This window comes from Marinospirillum alkaliphilum DSM 21637 (assembly GCF_900119735.1).
Classification (GTDB): Bacteria; Pseudomonadota; Gammaproteobacteria; order Pseudomonadales; family Halomonadaceae; genus Marinospirillum; species Marinospirillum alkaliphilum.
The window spans coordinates 146,694-161,549 of the sequence record NZ_FPJW01000009.1 but is presented as its reverse complement, the minus strand read 5'-3'; the positions used below and the strand labels follow the sequence as shown (position 1 = coordinate 161,549).

Annotated in this window: 15 protein-coding genes; 9 read left to right on the top strand and 6 right to left on the bottom strand. The window is 55.3% G+C overall.

Translation table 11 applies throughout. The features are described 5' to 3' along the window. From BT114_RS12465 to BT114_RS12450, 4 genes are all read left to right on the top strand, one after another. Nucleotides 1-276 (top strand): integrase core domain-containing protein (locus tag BT114_RS12465; RefSeq protein WP_143142836.1); only part of this gene is annotated, 276 nt, incomplete at its 5' end. A 190-nt stretch (nucleotides 277-466) separates the two neighbouring features. Further along, the gene (locus tag BT114_RS12460) at nucleotides 467-1,168 is read left to right on the top strand and encodes a hypothetical protein (RefSeq protein WP_072326824.1); all 702 of its coding nucleotides are present in this window, start codon (nucleotides 467-469) and stop codon (nucleotides 1,166-1,168) included. After that, complete coding sequence (locus BT114_RS12455) at nucleotides 1,168-1,899, top strand: hypothetical protein (protein ID WP_072326823.1); 732 nt, start codon at nucleotides 1,168-1,170, stop codon at nucleotides 1,897-1,899. The genes BT114_RS12460 and BT114_RS12455 overlap by 1 nt, the downstream gene beginning before the upstream one ends. Then, entirely contained in the window at nucleotides 1,892-2,335 is a 444-nt protein-coding gene (locus BT114_RS12450; protein ID WP_143142835.1) for a hypothetical protein, read from the top strand. Before BT114_RS12455 ends, BT114_RS12450 begins: the two co-directional genes overlap by 8 nt. A gap of 65 nt (nucleotides 2,336-2,400) precedes the next feature. On the opposite strand, the gene BT114_RS12445 is transcribed toward BT114_RS12450, so the two are convergent. The 5 genes from BT114_RS12445 to BT114_RS12425 form a co-directional block, all read right to left on the bottom strand. Beyond that, the gene (locus BT114_RS12445; RefSeq protein ID WP_072326821.1) at nucleotides 2,401-3,156 is read right to left on the bottom strand and encodes an EAL domain-containing protein; all 756 of its coding nucleotides are present in this window, start codon (nucleotides 3,154-3,156) and stop codon (nucleotides 2,401-2,403) included. A gap of 33 nt (nucleotides 3,157-3,189) precedes the next feature. Then, on the bottom strand, nucleotides 3,190-3,801 hold the full coding sequence (locus BT114_RS12440) for a LysE family translocator (protein WP_072326820.1): 612 nt from the start codon (nucleotides 3,799-3,801) through the stop codon (nucleotides 3,190-3,192). Further along, a complete protein-coding gene (locus BT114_RS12435; RefSeq protein ID WP_072326819.1) occupies nucleotides 3,798-4,544 on the bottom strand; it encodes an RNA methyltransferase in 747 nt (248 codons plus the stop codon). Before BT114_RS12435 ends, BT114_RS12440 begins: the two co-directional genes overlap by 4 nt. A gap of 20 nt (nucleotides 4,545-4,564) precedes the next feature. Beyond that, nucleotides 4,565-6,613, bottom strand: coding sequence for a lytic transglycosylase domain-containing protein (locus BT114_RS12430; RefSeq protein WP_072326818.1), 2,049 nt, complete (start codon nucleotides 6,611-6,613; stop codon nucleotides 4,565-4,567). 112 nt (nucleotides 6,614-6,725) lie between these two features. Continuing rightward, entirely contained in the window at nucleotides 6,726-7,904 is a 1,179-nt protein-coding gene (locus tag BT114_RS12425; protein WP_072326817.1) for a thiolase family protein, read from the bottom strand. A gap of 177 nt (nucleotides 7,905-8,081) precedes the next feature. Between BT114_RS12425 and BT114_RS12420 the strand changes: the two genes are divergently transcribed. The 4 genes from BT114_RS12420 (at nucleotide 8,082) to BT114_RS12405 (ending at nucleotide 12,881) form a co-directional block, all read left to right on the top strand. Beyond that, nucleotides 8,082-8,663, top strand: coding sequence for a TetR/AcrR family transcriptional regulator (locus BT114_RS12420; RefSeq protein WP_072326816.1), 582 nt, complete (start codon nucleotides 8,082-8,084; stop codon nucleotides 8,661-8,663). Between the two features lie 183 nt (nucleotides 8,664-8,846). Then, nucleotides 8,847-10,511 (top strand): AMP-binding protein, encoded by a 1,665-nt coding sequence (locus BT114_RS12415; protein WP_072326815.1) that lies wholly within the window; start codon nucleotides 8,847-8,849, stop codon nucleotides 10,509-10,511. Between the two features lie 272 nt (nucleotides 10,512-10,783). After that, a complete protein-coding gene (locus BT114_RS12410) occupies nucleotides 10,784-11,551 on the top strand; it encodes an SDR family NAD(P)-dependent oxidoreductase (RefSeq protein WP_072326814.1) in 768 nt (255 codons plus the stop codon). A gap of 178 nt (nucleotides 11,552-11,729) precedes the next feature. Further along, nucleotides 11,730-12,881, top strand: a complete 1,152-nt coding sequence (locus tag BT114_RS12405; RefSeq protein ID WP_072326813.1) for an acyl-CoA dehydrogenase family protein — start codon at nucleotides 11,730-11,732, stop codon at nucleotides 12,879-12,881. A 65-nt stretch (nucleotides 12,882-12,946) separates the two neighbouring features. On the opposite strand, the gene BT114_RS12400 is transcribed toward BT114_RS12405, so the two are convergent. Then, on the bottom strand, nucleotides 12,947-13,708 hold the full coding sequence (locus tag BT114_RS12400; protein ID WP_084662242.1) for a ComFC family protein: 762 nt from the start codon (nucleotides 13,706-13,708) through the stop codon (nucleotides 12,947-12,949). A 64-nt stretch (nucleotides 13,709-13,772) separates the two neighbouring features. On the opposite strand from BT114_RS12400, the gene bioB reads away from it, so the two are divergent. Next, entirely contained in the window at nucleotides 13,773-14,852 is a 1,080-nt protein-coding gene (bioB, locus tag BT114_RS12395; RefSeq protein WP_072326812.1) for a biotin synthase BioB, read from the top strand. Nucleotides 14,853-14,856: the final 4 nt, after the last annotated feature.

Here is a 14,856-nt window from a genome sequence, read left to right as displayed (position 1 = left end):
AACGGCCCGGAATACGTCAGTGGCAAGCTAGCAGCCTGGGCAGGAGAGCAGGGTATTGCTTTAACCTTTATCCAGCCTGGCAAACCACAACAGAATGCCTACATTGAGCGCTATAACCGAACCGTACGTTATGACTGGTTGGCACAACACCTGTTCGATAGCGTTGAAGAAGTTCAGAACTACGCCACAGGCTGGCTCTGGCATTACAATAATGAACGGCCCAATATGGGGCTTGGAGGGATCACCCCTCAACAAAAACTGGCCATGGTGGCCTGACTCTACTTTTGAACCCCGTTAAAAATGGGGGGATTACCCGGGATTCAACATCATCGTAAATCAGAATGATTCGACGCTGGAAGACCGGTATGATGGTTATGCCGCAGAACGTTTTGATGAGGGTGGAAACTGGCTGCAAACTGCAGATGGTGTTTATGTTCAATTGATTCCGAAAGATCTGGAGCCGACTTTGGTCAGTTTTATCATTAACAATACCGGTGGTGCAGACTCACCCTATCATTGGGAAGTACCGAAACAAGGTGAACCAGTGCTAATCCCTCCTCAAACCATTCGGCCGAACAGCAAGGGAGAGCTGGGTGTTGCTGCAGCGGGTATGCCATTCAACATGCATGAACCAGTTGACCTGATAAGTCCAGAAGAACAACAAAGAGCGCAGCATCAGCTAACGATGGGAATTGCGAGTTTTGCTACAGGTCCATTTTTTCTGACTAATATAGTGAGAGATCAAACAAAAAAGGGAGTTGCTACTGCCTTTAGTGTTGGAGCTGGCTTTGATGCTGCGGGTCAGATGGTTCAGGGTGGGGAATATCGCCCTGCTCAGAGCCTTATTACTGGTACAGTTGCTGTAATTGCCGCTCCATATGTTAGCACAAAGACAGCAGGCAACATTGCTGTTGGTGCGACAGCAGCCGGTGGCAATACAGCGGTACAGAACACTTTTTACCAAGAAGATAGGTCTGTACCAGTCAGTGCAGGAATGGGAGCAGTTTTCACTGGTGTTGCGCCTTTTTTTGGGCAAGGTGCTTCTAACTTAATTCAACCTTACGTTCAGCCATCCGCTGCAAATGCAGTAAAAAATGCCACTCAAACAACAGTTGAGAATATTCCTTCATTTATCAGACTCCCGGATAATTTGGAAGCTGGAAAGTGATGAACAGGAACAGCGTTCAGAAAATAATTCAATTGCAGGAGTATAGCTGGAGGGCAATAAATTTAATCGCTCTGAAATTGTTTATCGTCATGGCCTTCCCAGTATTTCTTATGTGGAATGCAATAGAAATCTTCGATGGGATTTATAAATTCTTTGGTGCAGATATGGTTGGTTATGGCCCCGCAAGCCAAAGGTGGTATCGAATACTAGCTTGTATTCTAGTGTTTTTATCTTTTTTTGCTTATGGGGCCGGTGTTTTTGGGGTGATTAAGGGTGAGCGTAATTTCCCTTCGTATAGAACTAGGGAGCTGAAGCGGATTTTTTATAAGGTTAGTGGCTGCAATGGAATTGACATGGATTCTTATTGCCTGTTGAATCTTGAGAAAAAAAATCAAAATATAAAGAAGTTCTCTGGATTAAGTGGCAGCCAGGTTGTTGACTACTTTCTGGAGTTGACTGAGAAAAAACAGCTTCCGGAGCCAACTGTTTTTTATAAAAGACTCAAGGATGGTGATCTGCAAAAAATAGAAAAAATGTTTTTTTATGAGTTGGATTCGAGAGAAGGGCTGTTTCGATTGAGAGGCTTTGATTTGGATGCAGACCCTCTAGAAGGACGAGTGAGGTGGGCCATAGAAACACCGTGGCAAGCTGTTTCTGTGGAGGCTTTCACAGGTTTTAGCTTTTACAAATATAAGGTTAATTGGGGTAAGTGGGAGCTGCATTTTGAGTAATCCACTGATAGTGAGAGACAAGCTGGAGCAAAGGCTTGAACGCATCTATGACCTGATCTGTCAGGATTCATGGGGTGGATGGCTCGGCTTTTATTATGAGGGAGAGGATTTTTCCATTGATGAACATCGTGAGTTTTTCTTCATGATGCTCAAGCGAATGCTGGATGAACAAAGAATTGTATTTACTCCTCCAGTCCAAGTCTGGAAAGACGCAGCAATAACAGGGCAGCAGGTACCTGTAAGAGAAGGTTGTTCATCAGAGCCTTTTGATATATGGGGTTTGACTACAGATAAATTGATCCAGTATTTCAGGGAGGTGCTGCCTACCGATTTCAAGGATATTAATGATCAGCGTATTTCACACTTTTGGTACGATGAAAAATGCCCACAAATCGGCTGGGTTGATCTTGAAACTGGCAAAATATTCTGGCCTTGATGTCAGCCCCAGCAATGGCTACCAGGCTGAAGTTGCTCCATGGCAAGCTGTTCCGGGTGAAGGTTTCAGAAACTTACGGTTGGCAGGCATTGAAAACCGGGGCGGGCGAAGTGGTAACCCTGCATCAGGTACACTTCGCGCTCCAGAAACCAGTCCTTTTCCGCTGCTGTTTCCACGCCTTCAGCCAGTAGCGTGATATTCAGCTCGCGGCAGATGTTGATCAGTGCAGTGACGATCACCTGTTTGGCACGGTGTGTCGGGATGTCGCGCACCAGCTCCATGTCGATTTTCATCAGGCCGGGGACAAAACGAGCCAGCAGTGTCAGCCCGGCATGCCCGGCACCAAAGTCATCCAGTGCGGTGATGAATCCCTGTTCACTGTAATAACGGAAAATCCGGGTCAGGTGCTCTGGGTCGTGTACCTGTTCGGATTCGGTGATTTCAAACATGATGCGCTCGGTGGGAAAACCCACCCGCTCGGCTGCTGCCAGGGTGCTGCGAATGCAGTGGGCCGGTTCATAAACGGCATTGGGCAGGAAGTTGATACTGAGGATCTGCTGTAACCCCAGTTCTGCGGCCAGGCTGATGGCCTTGACTCGACAGGCCTGGTCAAAGGCATAACGATTGCTGTCATTCACCCTTGCCAATACCTGAAAAGCTGACTCCCCTTGCAGGCCGCGAACCAGTGCTTCATAACCCCAGATCTGGCCTGCCTGCAGGTCAACAATCGGTTGGTAGGCAAAGCTGAAATCAAAATCCAGTTTGCCTGCGCATTGTTTGCAGTCAAAACCGGTCAGCTCCTCTGGAAACTGGGTGGACATGGGCAGTGATCCTTTCAGGGTTTACCTGACAATCTAGAGGGTGATGACTCGCAATGCCAGCAACAGCAGCAGGCAACCGGTGATGCGGTTGATCCACCGGGCACGTTGCTGCAGCCAGGGCAATACCTGCGAATGAGACAGGCCAAAAGCCACCAGCAGATACCAGCCGGTGTCGATGCTCCAGGCGGTGGCGGCCAGAATCAGCTTGGTTTCCAGCGACTGACCGGGTTGAATGAATTGTGAAAACAGGGCCACAAAAAAGATGGCCAGCTTGGGATTGAGAAACGCCACCATAAAACCATCCCGCACGGCTGTCAGAGCAGTGGGTGCCTGTAGTGCATCTGCATGCAGGGCTGAGGTTTGTCCGGCCCGCAGGGCCTGAATGCCCAGCCACGCCAGATAAGCGGCACCACCCCAGGCCAGCAATTGATACAGTCCGGGCAGTTCCACCAGCAGGCGTCCCAGTCCCAGGACCACCAGCAGTGCATAGAGACCGACACCGGCACCGTGGGCAAGGGCGGCAATGATGCCATTGCGGCGCGAGCCGGACAGGGTGTGGCGCAGCACCATTGCCAGGCTGGGACCGGGTGATGCGGCACCCAGAAAACAGATGGTGGCGACGGACAACCAGGCCGCAAGGGTCATGAATCAGCATCCTTGTTGTGTTGATAATAAAAGCGTCCCTGATGCTCCAGGCGACTGACCAGGCTGCGCAGCATGCCCAGTTCGCGTTGGTCCGGTCTGGCACGGCGAAACAGGGTTTGCAGGGCTTTTAATCCGTGGTCAGAAGCGCCGTTGAGAAAACCACTGGCTCTGAGTGCCTGTTCCAGATGGGCCTCAAAACCTTGCACCGCCTCCAGGCTGGGATAAATGGTGGTGTTTTCCGCAGCAGGTGTTGGCTGACGACCGGCACGGAAGATTTCATAACACAGCAGTTGCACCGCCTGGGCCAGATTGAGAATGTTGTACTCGGGGTTGCCATCGATGCTGACCTGATGGGTGCAGCAGGCCAGTTCTTCATTGTGCAGACCGCTGCGCTCGCGGCCGAATACCAGCGCCACTTCCTGCTGCTGCTGACTTTCTTTAATCAATTGCCTGCCGCAGCCTTCCGGATCAAGGTTGCCCAGTGCCAGTTGCCTGAGTCGAGCACTGGCACCCACCACCAGTGAGCAGTCAGCAACGGCCTGCTGCAGGCTGTCACAGACCACCGCACGATCCAGCAGGTCGGTGGCACCGGCTGCCAGTCGGGTGGCTTCGGGGTGAGGAAATTCGGTTGGGTTGACCAGGTACAGCCGTTCCAGCCCCATGGTTTTCATGGCCCGTGCGGCTGAACCGATATTGCCGGGATGATGCGTTTGCACCAGAACAATTCGAATGCGGGGAAACATGGTATTCCTGTTATGCCGGATCAGCCTTCGGGGCCTGGTGGCAAGGGGTTAAGCAGTGCCTGGCGCTGCGCTTCCTGAGCCAGCCGCCAGGCATAAACTTCACTGAAGGCGATCAGGCTTTTGACGTAGTCGCGGGTTTCGGCAAAGGTGATGCGTTCCACCCACAGTGGATCGGTTTCCTGCCCGAAGCTGTTACGCCAGCTGTTGGCGCGAGTGGGGCCGGCATTGTAAGCCGCGGCAGCCAGTATCGGGTCCTGCTGATAACGGCGCATCAGCCCGGCCAGGTAATGCACACCCACAGGCAGGTTGTATTCCGGTTTCAGCAGGTCGGATTCGGGTTGCAGGTTGATGCGCAGCTGGCGGGATACCTGCTGCCCGGTGGCGGGCATCACCTGCATCAGGCCCAGCGCACCGACCGGTGAACGGGCATCAGGATTAAACAGGCTTTCCTTGCGGATCAGGGCCAGAATCAGTGACAGTTCCAGATTGGCCTGCTGTGCCAGTGGCTGCAGGGTTTCCAGGTGTGCCAGCGGGAAACGCAATTCCAGTGCATCCATCATGCCGGCACGATTGGCAGCATCCACACTGCGATCATGCCAGCCCCAGTGGCGCGCCAGCCAACCGGCCTGAATCCAGTCTTCCGGTGTGGCATCACGCAGGCTGTGCAGCCATTCACGGGTGGCATCTTCAGTAAAACCGGTGAAGTAGAGCTCCGCCGCACGAATCAGACCGGGGTGTTGACTCAGTTCCTGCAGATGGTGTGCCTGAATGGGTGTATCTGCGGCATTCATGCTGAGGGGAAGCCCCAGTTCACGCGCTGCCAGAAAACCATAATACTGACGCTCAGTTGCCAGGGCTTGCAGGCGCTGTCTGGCTTCTGCTGTTTCACCGGTCTGCTGCAGGGCATGAGCCTGCCAGTAGCGCCATTCTCCCGTAGACAGCTGTTCGGCATTCAACCATTGCAGGGCATCCAGCAGTTCCGGCCACTGCGCCTGGCGCAGCAGGGTACGGGCATACCACTCATGTCCTGTGAATGAGCGGGCTTCTGTTGGTATGCGGGCAAAAAGTTCCAGAGTGGCATCCTGGCTGCGCTGTGCCGCACGGATGGCCAGATGCTCCAGTACACTCCAGCCGGCCTGCTGACTGATCAGCTCGTGCTGGGTCAGTTGAGTGACAAACTGGCGGGTCTGGGTTGGATGGGTGCGGCCATGGTGCTGCAACAGATCGGTCAGCAGTTCATCGCGCAAGGATGCATCAACAGATTTGAGGTTGACGCGCCCCTGTAGCAGCGCATTGATCTGTGCGGAGGGATTCTGGCGGGCATTGCGCCAGAAGGTCAGCCACTGGCGATCCTGAGGTGTCAGGTGCTGATTCAGTGCCCAGGCCTGGCTGGTCTGGCGATTGCGCATCAGTGCCAGCGCGGCATTGGCATAGTCTTCACTGCTGAGCAGGCCCAGCAGATGCAAGGATTCACTGAGCGGACGGCAACTGGCGGGCAGGGGTTGGTTGTTGCGCCAGAAATCAGCGGCCTGCTCCAGCCATTGCATGGACTGGCCCTGGATGGCCGCTTCTGCACGTAACTGGAAACACTGCAGGTTGAGGTTGTTCGAGAGGCCGTGGGTACTGGTTGCCTGCAGGTAGCTGTCCCAGTTCTGCTGTTGCCCGAGGTTGGTCAGCCATTCATCACGCAGGCGGGCATGGAAACCGGCATCAGCATGACGGGTAAGAAAAGAGTGGATGCGGTCCTGATCCACCACCCGATAGGCCAGTTGATTACGGAACAGCTGGTATTCCAGATAAGGAGCCAGGGGGTAGTGTTGCAGGTTCGGCAGTACTTCGGCCAGGTCCACCAGTTGACCACGACGCAGTTCACGATACGTCTGGGTGAACAGCAGGCGTGCCTGGGGATCGGGTTGCAGTGGCAGGTACTGGCGGCCAAAAAAGGCGGAAGTGGACGAACTGGCCGGAAACAACAGCAGCACACAAAGCAGGCCGGACAGCAGCCCGGCAAGGTGCAGGCGCTTCAGGTGCTGGCGCAGGTATTGCAGAGCCTTGAGCAGAATCGGCATCTTGGTTGTTTCCGGTTCATCCAGTTGCTGTTCCGGTATCTTGCCTGATCTTCTCTGGCAGGTGAAGGGGTAAAGGCGGGAACCTTCAAGGGTTCCCGCTGGATCGGGGGGATCAGATCAGTTCAATGGCCACGGCAGTGGCTTCACCACCTCCAATGCACAGGCTGGCAACACCGCGCTTTTTGCCTTCCTGCTGCAGGGCGTACATCAGCGTGACCAGAATGCGTGAGCCGGTGGAACCGATGGGATGTCCCTGAGCACAGGCACCACCATAGATGTTGGTTTTTTCGTGTGGGATGTTCAAACCATCCATCGCCAGCATGGTGACCACGGCAAAGGCTTCGTTGATTTCAAACAGATCCACCTCATCCATCGACCAACCGGCTTTGGCCAGCACCTTCTCGATGGAACCAATCGGTGCCAGAGTGAATTCACTCGGTTCACGCGAGTTGGTGGCGTGGGCAACAATGCGTGCCATGGGTTTCAGGCCGCGTTGCCTGGCTTCGGATTCACTCATGATCACCAGGGCTGAAGCGCCATCAGAAATGGAGCTGGAGTTGGCAGCTGTTACGGTGCCATCTTTTTTGAAAGCCGGGCGCAGTGAAGGGATTTTTTCAATGTTGGCCTGATGCGGTTGTTCGTCGTCAACCACCGTCACTTCACCCTTGCGGGTCTGCAGGGTGACTGGTGCAGTTTCCGCTTTCAGTTTGCCCTGCTCAATGGCGGTCATGGCGCGTTTTAATGAGCTGATGGCAAAGTTGTCCATGGCTTCACGGGTATAACCCTTGTCATCTGCAATTTCCTGGGCAAACACACCCATTAACTTGCCGGTGCGGGCATCTTCCAGGCCATCCAGGAACATGTGATCCTTGATTTCACCATGACCCAGGCGGTAACCGCTGCGTGCCTTGGTCAGTACGTGGGGGGCGTTGGACATGCTTTCCATGCCACCGGCCACCATGATGTTGTTGGTGCCGGCCTTGATCAGGTCATGGGCCAGCATCACTGCCTTCATGCCGGAGCCGCACAGCTTGTTAATGGTGGTCGCGCCGGTTTGCACCGGAATGCCGGCCTGCATCATGGCCTGACGTGCGGGGCCTTGTTTGACACCGGCGGGCAGTACACAGCCCATGATCACTTCCTGCACATCGGCAGGCTGGAGACCGGCACGACGCACGGCTTCAGCAATGGCGACACCACCCAGCTCAGGAGCGGTCAGGGTGGATAAAGAGCCCATCATGCCGCCCATCGGGGTGCGGGCGCCGGAAACAATCACCACAGAATCTTGCATGGCATAAACCTCTTGTTGTTGGTATTGGAAGCAGGCGAACTCGCCTGAGTTATTGACTGGAAAGGGGCGTATCACCGTGATTTTGTCTGTTTCCAGTGTGCTGCTTGACCGATGTCTTGGCTAGGGGTAGTTTGTGACCCACAAGTCATAAAACCAAGCAAGCGCTAGTTATCGTCCATGAACTTAAACAAGAACTCCAAAAGACGCAAGGAACTGGTGGCGATTGCTGCGCGCCTGTTCTGTGATCAGGGTTATGAATCCACCACCGTGCGGATGCTGGCAGATGCCATGGGTATCAAGTCCGGCAGCCTGTTTCATCACTTCAGTGACAAGCAGGAAATCCTTTATGCGGTGATTGAATCCGGCATGTTGCATGCGATGGAAATTGCGCGCCAGACCCTGGCCAGTGCCCGCACTTCGAAAGAAAAGCTCCATGCACTGGCCCGTGCACACCTGTCCACCCTGCTGGAAGATCGTGATGCCCACGTGGTGGCCATTTATGAATGGCGCAGCCTGACACAGGAATCCCGCGATCTGCTGGTGGAACTGCGTGATGCTTATGAAACCAGCTGGCGTGAAGTCATCAGCGAATGCCATGAAGCAGGACTGATCAAGGGGGATCAAGGGCTGCAGCGTCGTCTGGCACTGGGTGCGCTGAACTGGACCGTGCAGTGGTACCACCCGGATGGAGAGCTGACCCCGGATGACCTGGCGCAGGAACTGGTGGCGATGGTGTTGAGAGAGCCCTCAGCTGTTTGATTAAAGAGCCCGCATAAAATACTTGCCCGGAAGGCGGTGCTGAATTAGGCTAGGGAAAAACCGAGCGTTTGCTAGTTTTTTCTTTTTGGGTGGCTATAGGCCGCCCTTATTTGGATTGCTCAGTTGACGTTTACGTCAAGGTTATACAAAAACAACAGAACCGAAACACTGGAGGGTACACCCATGGCCGAATCCAAACTGATCCAGCCGCAGGACTACGCCGCTTTCATGCAGCAGTTCCAACTGGCCGCTGTTGAATCTGAACTGCAAGGCAGCCTGGCGCAGGGCTTTAACGCTTACACCGAGTGTTGTGGTCGCCATGCCCAGGGCAGCAAGGCGAATCATCCGGCACTGGTGCATGAAGACACTCGGGGCAAGGTCACCACACTCACCTTTGCTGAGATGGACGCTCTGACCGGTCGCATGGCCAATCTGTTAAAAAGCCAGGGTGTCAAGCCGGGTGATCGAGTGGCAGCCATGCTGTCGCGTACCCCGGAGTTGCTGGGACTGATTCTGGCCAGCTGGCGCATTGGTGCAGTGTACCAGCCGCTGTTCACCGCTTTTGGTTATGAAGCCATTGAATACCGTCTGACCCAGGCCAAAACCGCGCTGGTGTTCACCGATGCGGACAACCGAGAAAAATTCAAACCGATCAAAACCCTACCCAAAATGGTGATGATTGGCAGTGAAGCGGATGCAAAGCAGTGGGGTGATGTTCATTATGCCAGCCTGCTGGCGGACCAGAGCAGTGCCTGTGATGCGCCGGTGCTGGATGCCGAACAACCCTTCCTGCAGATGTTCACCTCCGGAACGGTGGGTAAATCCAAGGGTGTCGCCGTGCCGTTGAAGGCGTTGCCGGCCTTTTACATCTACATGCGTTATGCCATCGATCTGCAGGAATCCGACCGCTTCTGGAACATGGCTGATCCGGGCTGGGCTTATGGCCTGTATTACGCCATCACCGGACCGCTGCTGCTGGGTTGCACCACTCACTTCAACGAAGCCGGATTCACTGCTGAAAACACCCTGGAATTCCTGATAAAACACCGGATCACCAACCTGGCTTCAGCCCCAACGGCTTACCGCATGATGAAATCCAGTGGGCTGCTGGATGGTAAGGCGAGTGAGCTTTCACTGCGGGTGGCCAGTTCTGCCGGTGAACCGCTGAACACTGAGGTGGTGAACTGGGTCAGCGATAACCTGGGTTGTCGTGTGATGGATCATTATGGTCAGACTGAAACCGGCATGACCTGTTGCTGCCATCACTCGTTGACGCATGAATCTCCGGTGGGTTCGATGGGTATGCCAATGCCGGGTTACCGTCTGGCGATTCTGGATGCAGAGTACAACGAGCTGGAAGCAGGCAAGACCGGTCAGCTGGCGGTGGATATGGAAAACTCTCCGGCATTTTTCTTCCAGGGTTACACCTGGCAGGAGAAAAAGCCCTTCCACGGCAAGTATTACCTCACCGGTGATGTGGTGGAAAAACATGCTGACGGCACCTTCTGGTTTGCCGGACGTGATGACGACATCATCACCACTGCCGGTTACCGTGTTGGCCCGACCGATGTGGAAAACACCGTGCTGGAGCACCCGGCGGTGGCAGAGTCTGCCGCAGTGGGCAAACCCGATGAACTGCGTGGATACATCATCAAGTCTTTTGTGGTGCTGAAGGCCGGTCAGGAACCCAGCGACCAACTGGTGAAAGACATTCAGGCGCTGGTGCGCGAACGCCTGTCGGCGCATGCCTTCCCGCGGGAAATTGAGTTTGTTGATGCACTGCCAAAAACACCCAGCGGCAAAATCCAGCGCTTTATCCTGCGCAAGCAGGCTGAAACCGAAACCTGATGAGTGTAGGCATATTGGGCAAGGAGCCCTGCTTTCGGCGTGTTCGGCTTTCCTTGCCTCAAACGCCGCGCTGCGCAGTCCCTGCTTCGCTTGCCGCAGGGCATCCTTGCCCTATGCCAGGGCTCGGTATGGCACGAGATGCTGATGGGTCAGGCTGTCTGCAACAGGAAGTTGCAGCCAGAGCTTACAGGGATGTATTCACGCGTCCTGACCAACAGCATTCGTTGCCGGACATCTGGCGGACTAATCGTTAACTGTAGAGAAATGAGCTCATGAAAATCGATCAACAAACCTTTCTGATTACCGGTGGTGCCTCCGGGCTGGGCGCAGCAACGGCTGAGTATCTGGTGGCGCGGGGTGCGCGGGTGGTACTGGCGGATCTGAATGCCGAGGCCGGTGCAGCACTGGTGCAAAAGCTGGGGGCCGACAAGTCGGTGTTCAGCCCTTGTGACGTGACTTCCGCCGAGCAGGTGCAGACCGCCGTGGATCTGGCCGTGAAACAATTTGGTGGCCTGTCCGGTGTGATCAATTGTGCCGGTATTGTGGTGGTGCAGAAGCTGCTGGATCGTGAGCTGAATCCGGCAGATCTGGATGCTTTTGCCCGTGGCATCAACATCAATCTGGTGGGTAGTTTCAATGTGGCACGTCTGGCCGCAGCGGCGATGGCAAAACTGCCGGCTCAGGACGATGGCGAACGGGGTGTGATCATCAATACCGCTTCGATTGCTGCTTTTGACGGGCAGGTGGGACAGGCCAGTTATGCAGCGTCCAAAGCCGGTGTGGTGGGTATGGCGCTGCCGCTGGCGCGTGAATTGTCGCGCCATGGCATTCGTGTGATGACCATTGCCCCCGGTGTGTGTGGTACACCGATGATGGCAGGTATTCCTGAAGAAGCCCGTCAGCAGCTGGAGGCCGGTGTGCCCTTCCCGAAACGCCTTGGCAAGCCGGAAGAGTTTGCTTCCCTGGTGGCACACATCATCGAAAACACCTACCTGAACGGTGAAGTGATTCGTATGGATGGTGCCATTCGGATGGTGTGATTGCGATGCTTGTCAGTCAGGGGCGGTTTACAGGCGTGTCGCGTTCAGGGCGGGGCGCATCCTGCTTTTACGCCCTGCGCAGTCCATCCCTGGCCTGCTTGTTGCGACATGCCTGTAGCCGCTCTGCAAATAACCGATCTGGCGGAAAGCCGCTTTAACCCTGTATGAGGGTAAAAAAATGAATTTTGATCTGACAGAAGAACAGGCCATGATCCAGCAGACGGCCCGGCAGTTTGCTGAGGGTGTGTTGGCTCCGAAGGCTGCCGAGCTGGATCAGACCGCTGATCCGGAGATTCTCAAAAGCCATTTGAGCCAGCTGGCTGAGCTGGGTTTCATGGGGCTGAACATTGATGCCGAATACGGCGGCACTCAGGCCGGTACAGTGGCGTTTTCACTGGCGATCACTGAGCTGGCGCGGGCCTGTGCCTCCACTGCTGTGTCGGTATCAGTCAGCAACATGGTGGCTGAAGTGATTCAGGCCATCGGCAGTGAACAGCAGAAACAGCAGTACCTGCCCAGGCTCTGTTCCGGTGAATACTACGGCGGCAGTTTCTGCCTGACCGAAACCGAAGCAGGCTCTGACCCTGCAGCGATGAAAACCCGTGCCGTGCGCGATGGCGACAGCTGGGTGTTGAATGGCAGCAAGGTGTGGATTTCCACCGCCGCCATTGCCGGGGTGTATGTGGTGTGGGCAGTGACTGACCCGGATGCACCCAAGGGCAAGGGCATTTCCTGTTTTCTGGTACCGGCGAACAGCCCCGGCATTGAGGTGGGTAAACCCGAACAGAAAATGGGCCAGAAGGGTTCCGGCACCCACGAGGTGGTGTTCAAGGACTGTCGTGTGCCACTGGATGCCTTGATGGGTGAGGAAAATCAGGGCTTCAAGATAGCGGTGGTGGAGCTGGCCGGTGGCCGGATTGGCATTGCCTCGCTGGCACTGGGTGTTGCCGGAGCCGCACTGGATTATGCAAGGGATTATGTGAAGGAGCGCAAACAGTTTGGTAAAGCCCTGGCTGAGTTTCAGGGACTGCAATGGATGCTGGCCGAACACTACACGGAAATGGAAGCTGCCCGTTTGCTGACCCTGCAGGCTGCGGCATTAAAAGAGGCCGGTTTACCCTTTGCCCAGCAGGCTTCCATGGCCAAACTGATGGCAACCGAAAAAGGCAATCGTGCCTGTTATGCCGCCCTGCAATTGCTGGGTGCCAATGGTTACATGAAGGACTACCCGTTGGAGCGTTTTGCCCGTGACATCCGAGTCACCAGCATTTATGAAGGCACCAGCGAAATTCAGAAAGTCATCATCGCCCGCCACCTGTTCAGCAACTGAACCTGCCTGTTTGTACGCCACGAGCTACCGATCATCGGTAGCTCGTCACTTTGAGCGTGTTTGATTCAGGTCGGTGTCCGTGCAACAGCCAGGATGACCACTTCACGCGCACCCTGCGCTTTCAGCACTTCACTGGCCCAGTGCACGGTGGCACCGGTGGTGACCACATCATCCAGCAGCAACAGGCGTTTTCCTGCCACTTCAGGACTGGCGGTGAAGGCATCCCTGGGGTTCAGCCAGCGTGCCTTGCGTCCCAGTTCCTGCTGGCTGGGGAGGTCACGCTGGCGCTGCAACCAGTTGGGTTGATAATTCAGTCCGGTGGCCAGTGCCAGGCGTCTGGCCAGCCAGGCCGGTGCGTGCAGACCGCGTTCGCGGATTCTTTGTTGCTGGCCTGGAATCACCAGCAGCGCATCCTGATCCAGGGTTTCGTATTGCAGGGCTTGCAGCAGCAGGTCCAGCAGCAGGTAACCGGCGGTGCGTTGTTGCTGGTATTTGAAGCCCCATAATAATTGATCCACCGGAGCGGCATAACGCCAGGGCGCAATCACCCGATCAAAGGCCGGAGGTTGTTTGCCGCAGCGGCTGCACAGTAGGTGGGTGGTGTGATTTCTGGGCAACTGCAGTGCCAGAGGTTCGGCGCAATGATCACAACAGGGGGTGTTGTGTGGCAGGTCGCTGCTGCAGGCATCACATAAATCCCGCTCATGGCTGACCGGCTGGCTGCAGATCAGGCATTCGCCGGGCAGCAATCGACGGCTTTTACGGTGCAGTTGGAACAGGCTTCGCTCCAGTTTGTTAACCTGTGTTCGTATATAAGTTGACAGCATTATCCCTGCTCCAGCATCATCCTTGTTAACCAACTGTGTTTTTCAGGTTTACAGGACTTCTGCCATGACCGCTTTGCGCCACGACTGGAGCAGTGAAGAAATTGCTGCCCTTTTTGCCCTGCCTTTCAACGACCTGTTGTTCCGTGCTCACACGGTTCATCGTGAATACTTTGACGCCAACGATGTGCAGGTCTCGACGCTGTTATCGATCAAGACCGGCAGTTGTCCGGAGGATTGCAAGTATTGCCCCCAGTCCGCGCATTACAACACAGGTCTGGAAAAAGAAAGGCTGCTGGAGATCAGCAAAGTGGTGGAACAGGCGCGTGCCGCCCGGCAGGCCGGAGCCAGTCGTTTTTGCATGGGTGCAGCCTGGCGTTCTCCGGCTGACCGGGACATGCCTGCGGTACTGGACATGATCCGTGAGGTGAAGTCCATGGGTCTGGAAACCTGCATGACCCTGGGCATGCTGAAGGATGGGCAGGCCGAAGCCCTGGCTGATGCCGGTCTGGATTATTACAACCACAATCTGGATACCTCGGCTGAGTTTTACGGCGAAATCATCAGCACCCGTACTTACAGTGACCGGCTTGATACGCTCGACAAGGTGCGCAAGGCCGGCATGAAAATCTGCTGTGGCGGTATTCTGGGTATGGGTGAAGGCAATGAAGATCGCATGGGTTTGCTGCAACAACTGGCTGGCCTGCAACCGCACCCGGAGAGTGTGCCGCTGAATATGCTGGTGAAGGTTCCCGGCACGCCACTGGAAGCTGTTGAAGATCTGGAGCCGCTGGAGTTCATCCGGGTCATTGCGGTGGCGCGGATCATGATGCCGGCGTCTCGCATTCGTCTGTCCGCCGGGCGTGAAAAACTGGATGACACGGCGCAGGCACTGGCATTTTTTGCCGGAGCCAACTCGATTTTTTACGGTGACAAACTGCTGACCACCGGTAATCCCGAGGCACAAAAAGACCAGACCCTGTTCCGCAAGCTGGGCATCAACAGTCGGCAGACAGAGGCGGTGGTTGATGAAAGTGTGCATCAAGCGGCCCTGCAGGATGTACTGGCGGCCAACCAGTCCCTGTTTCAGGATGCCACCCGCAAGGACAGTGAGCGCAGCCGCAAACCCTGTGGACTGGTGATCTGACACC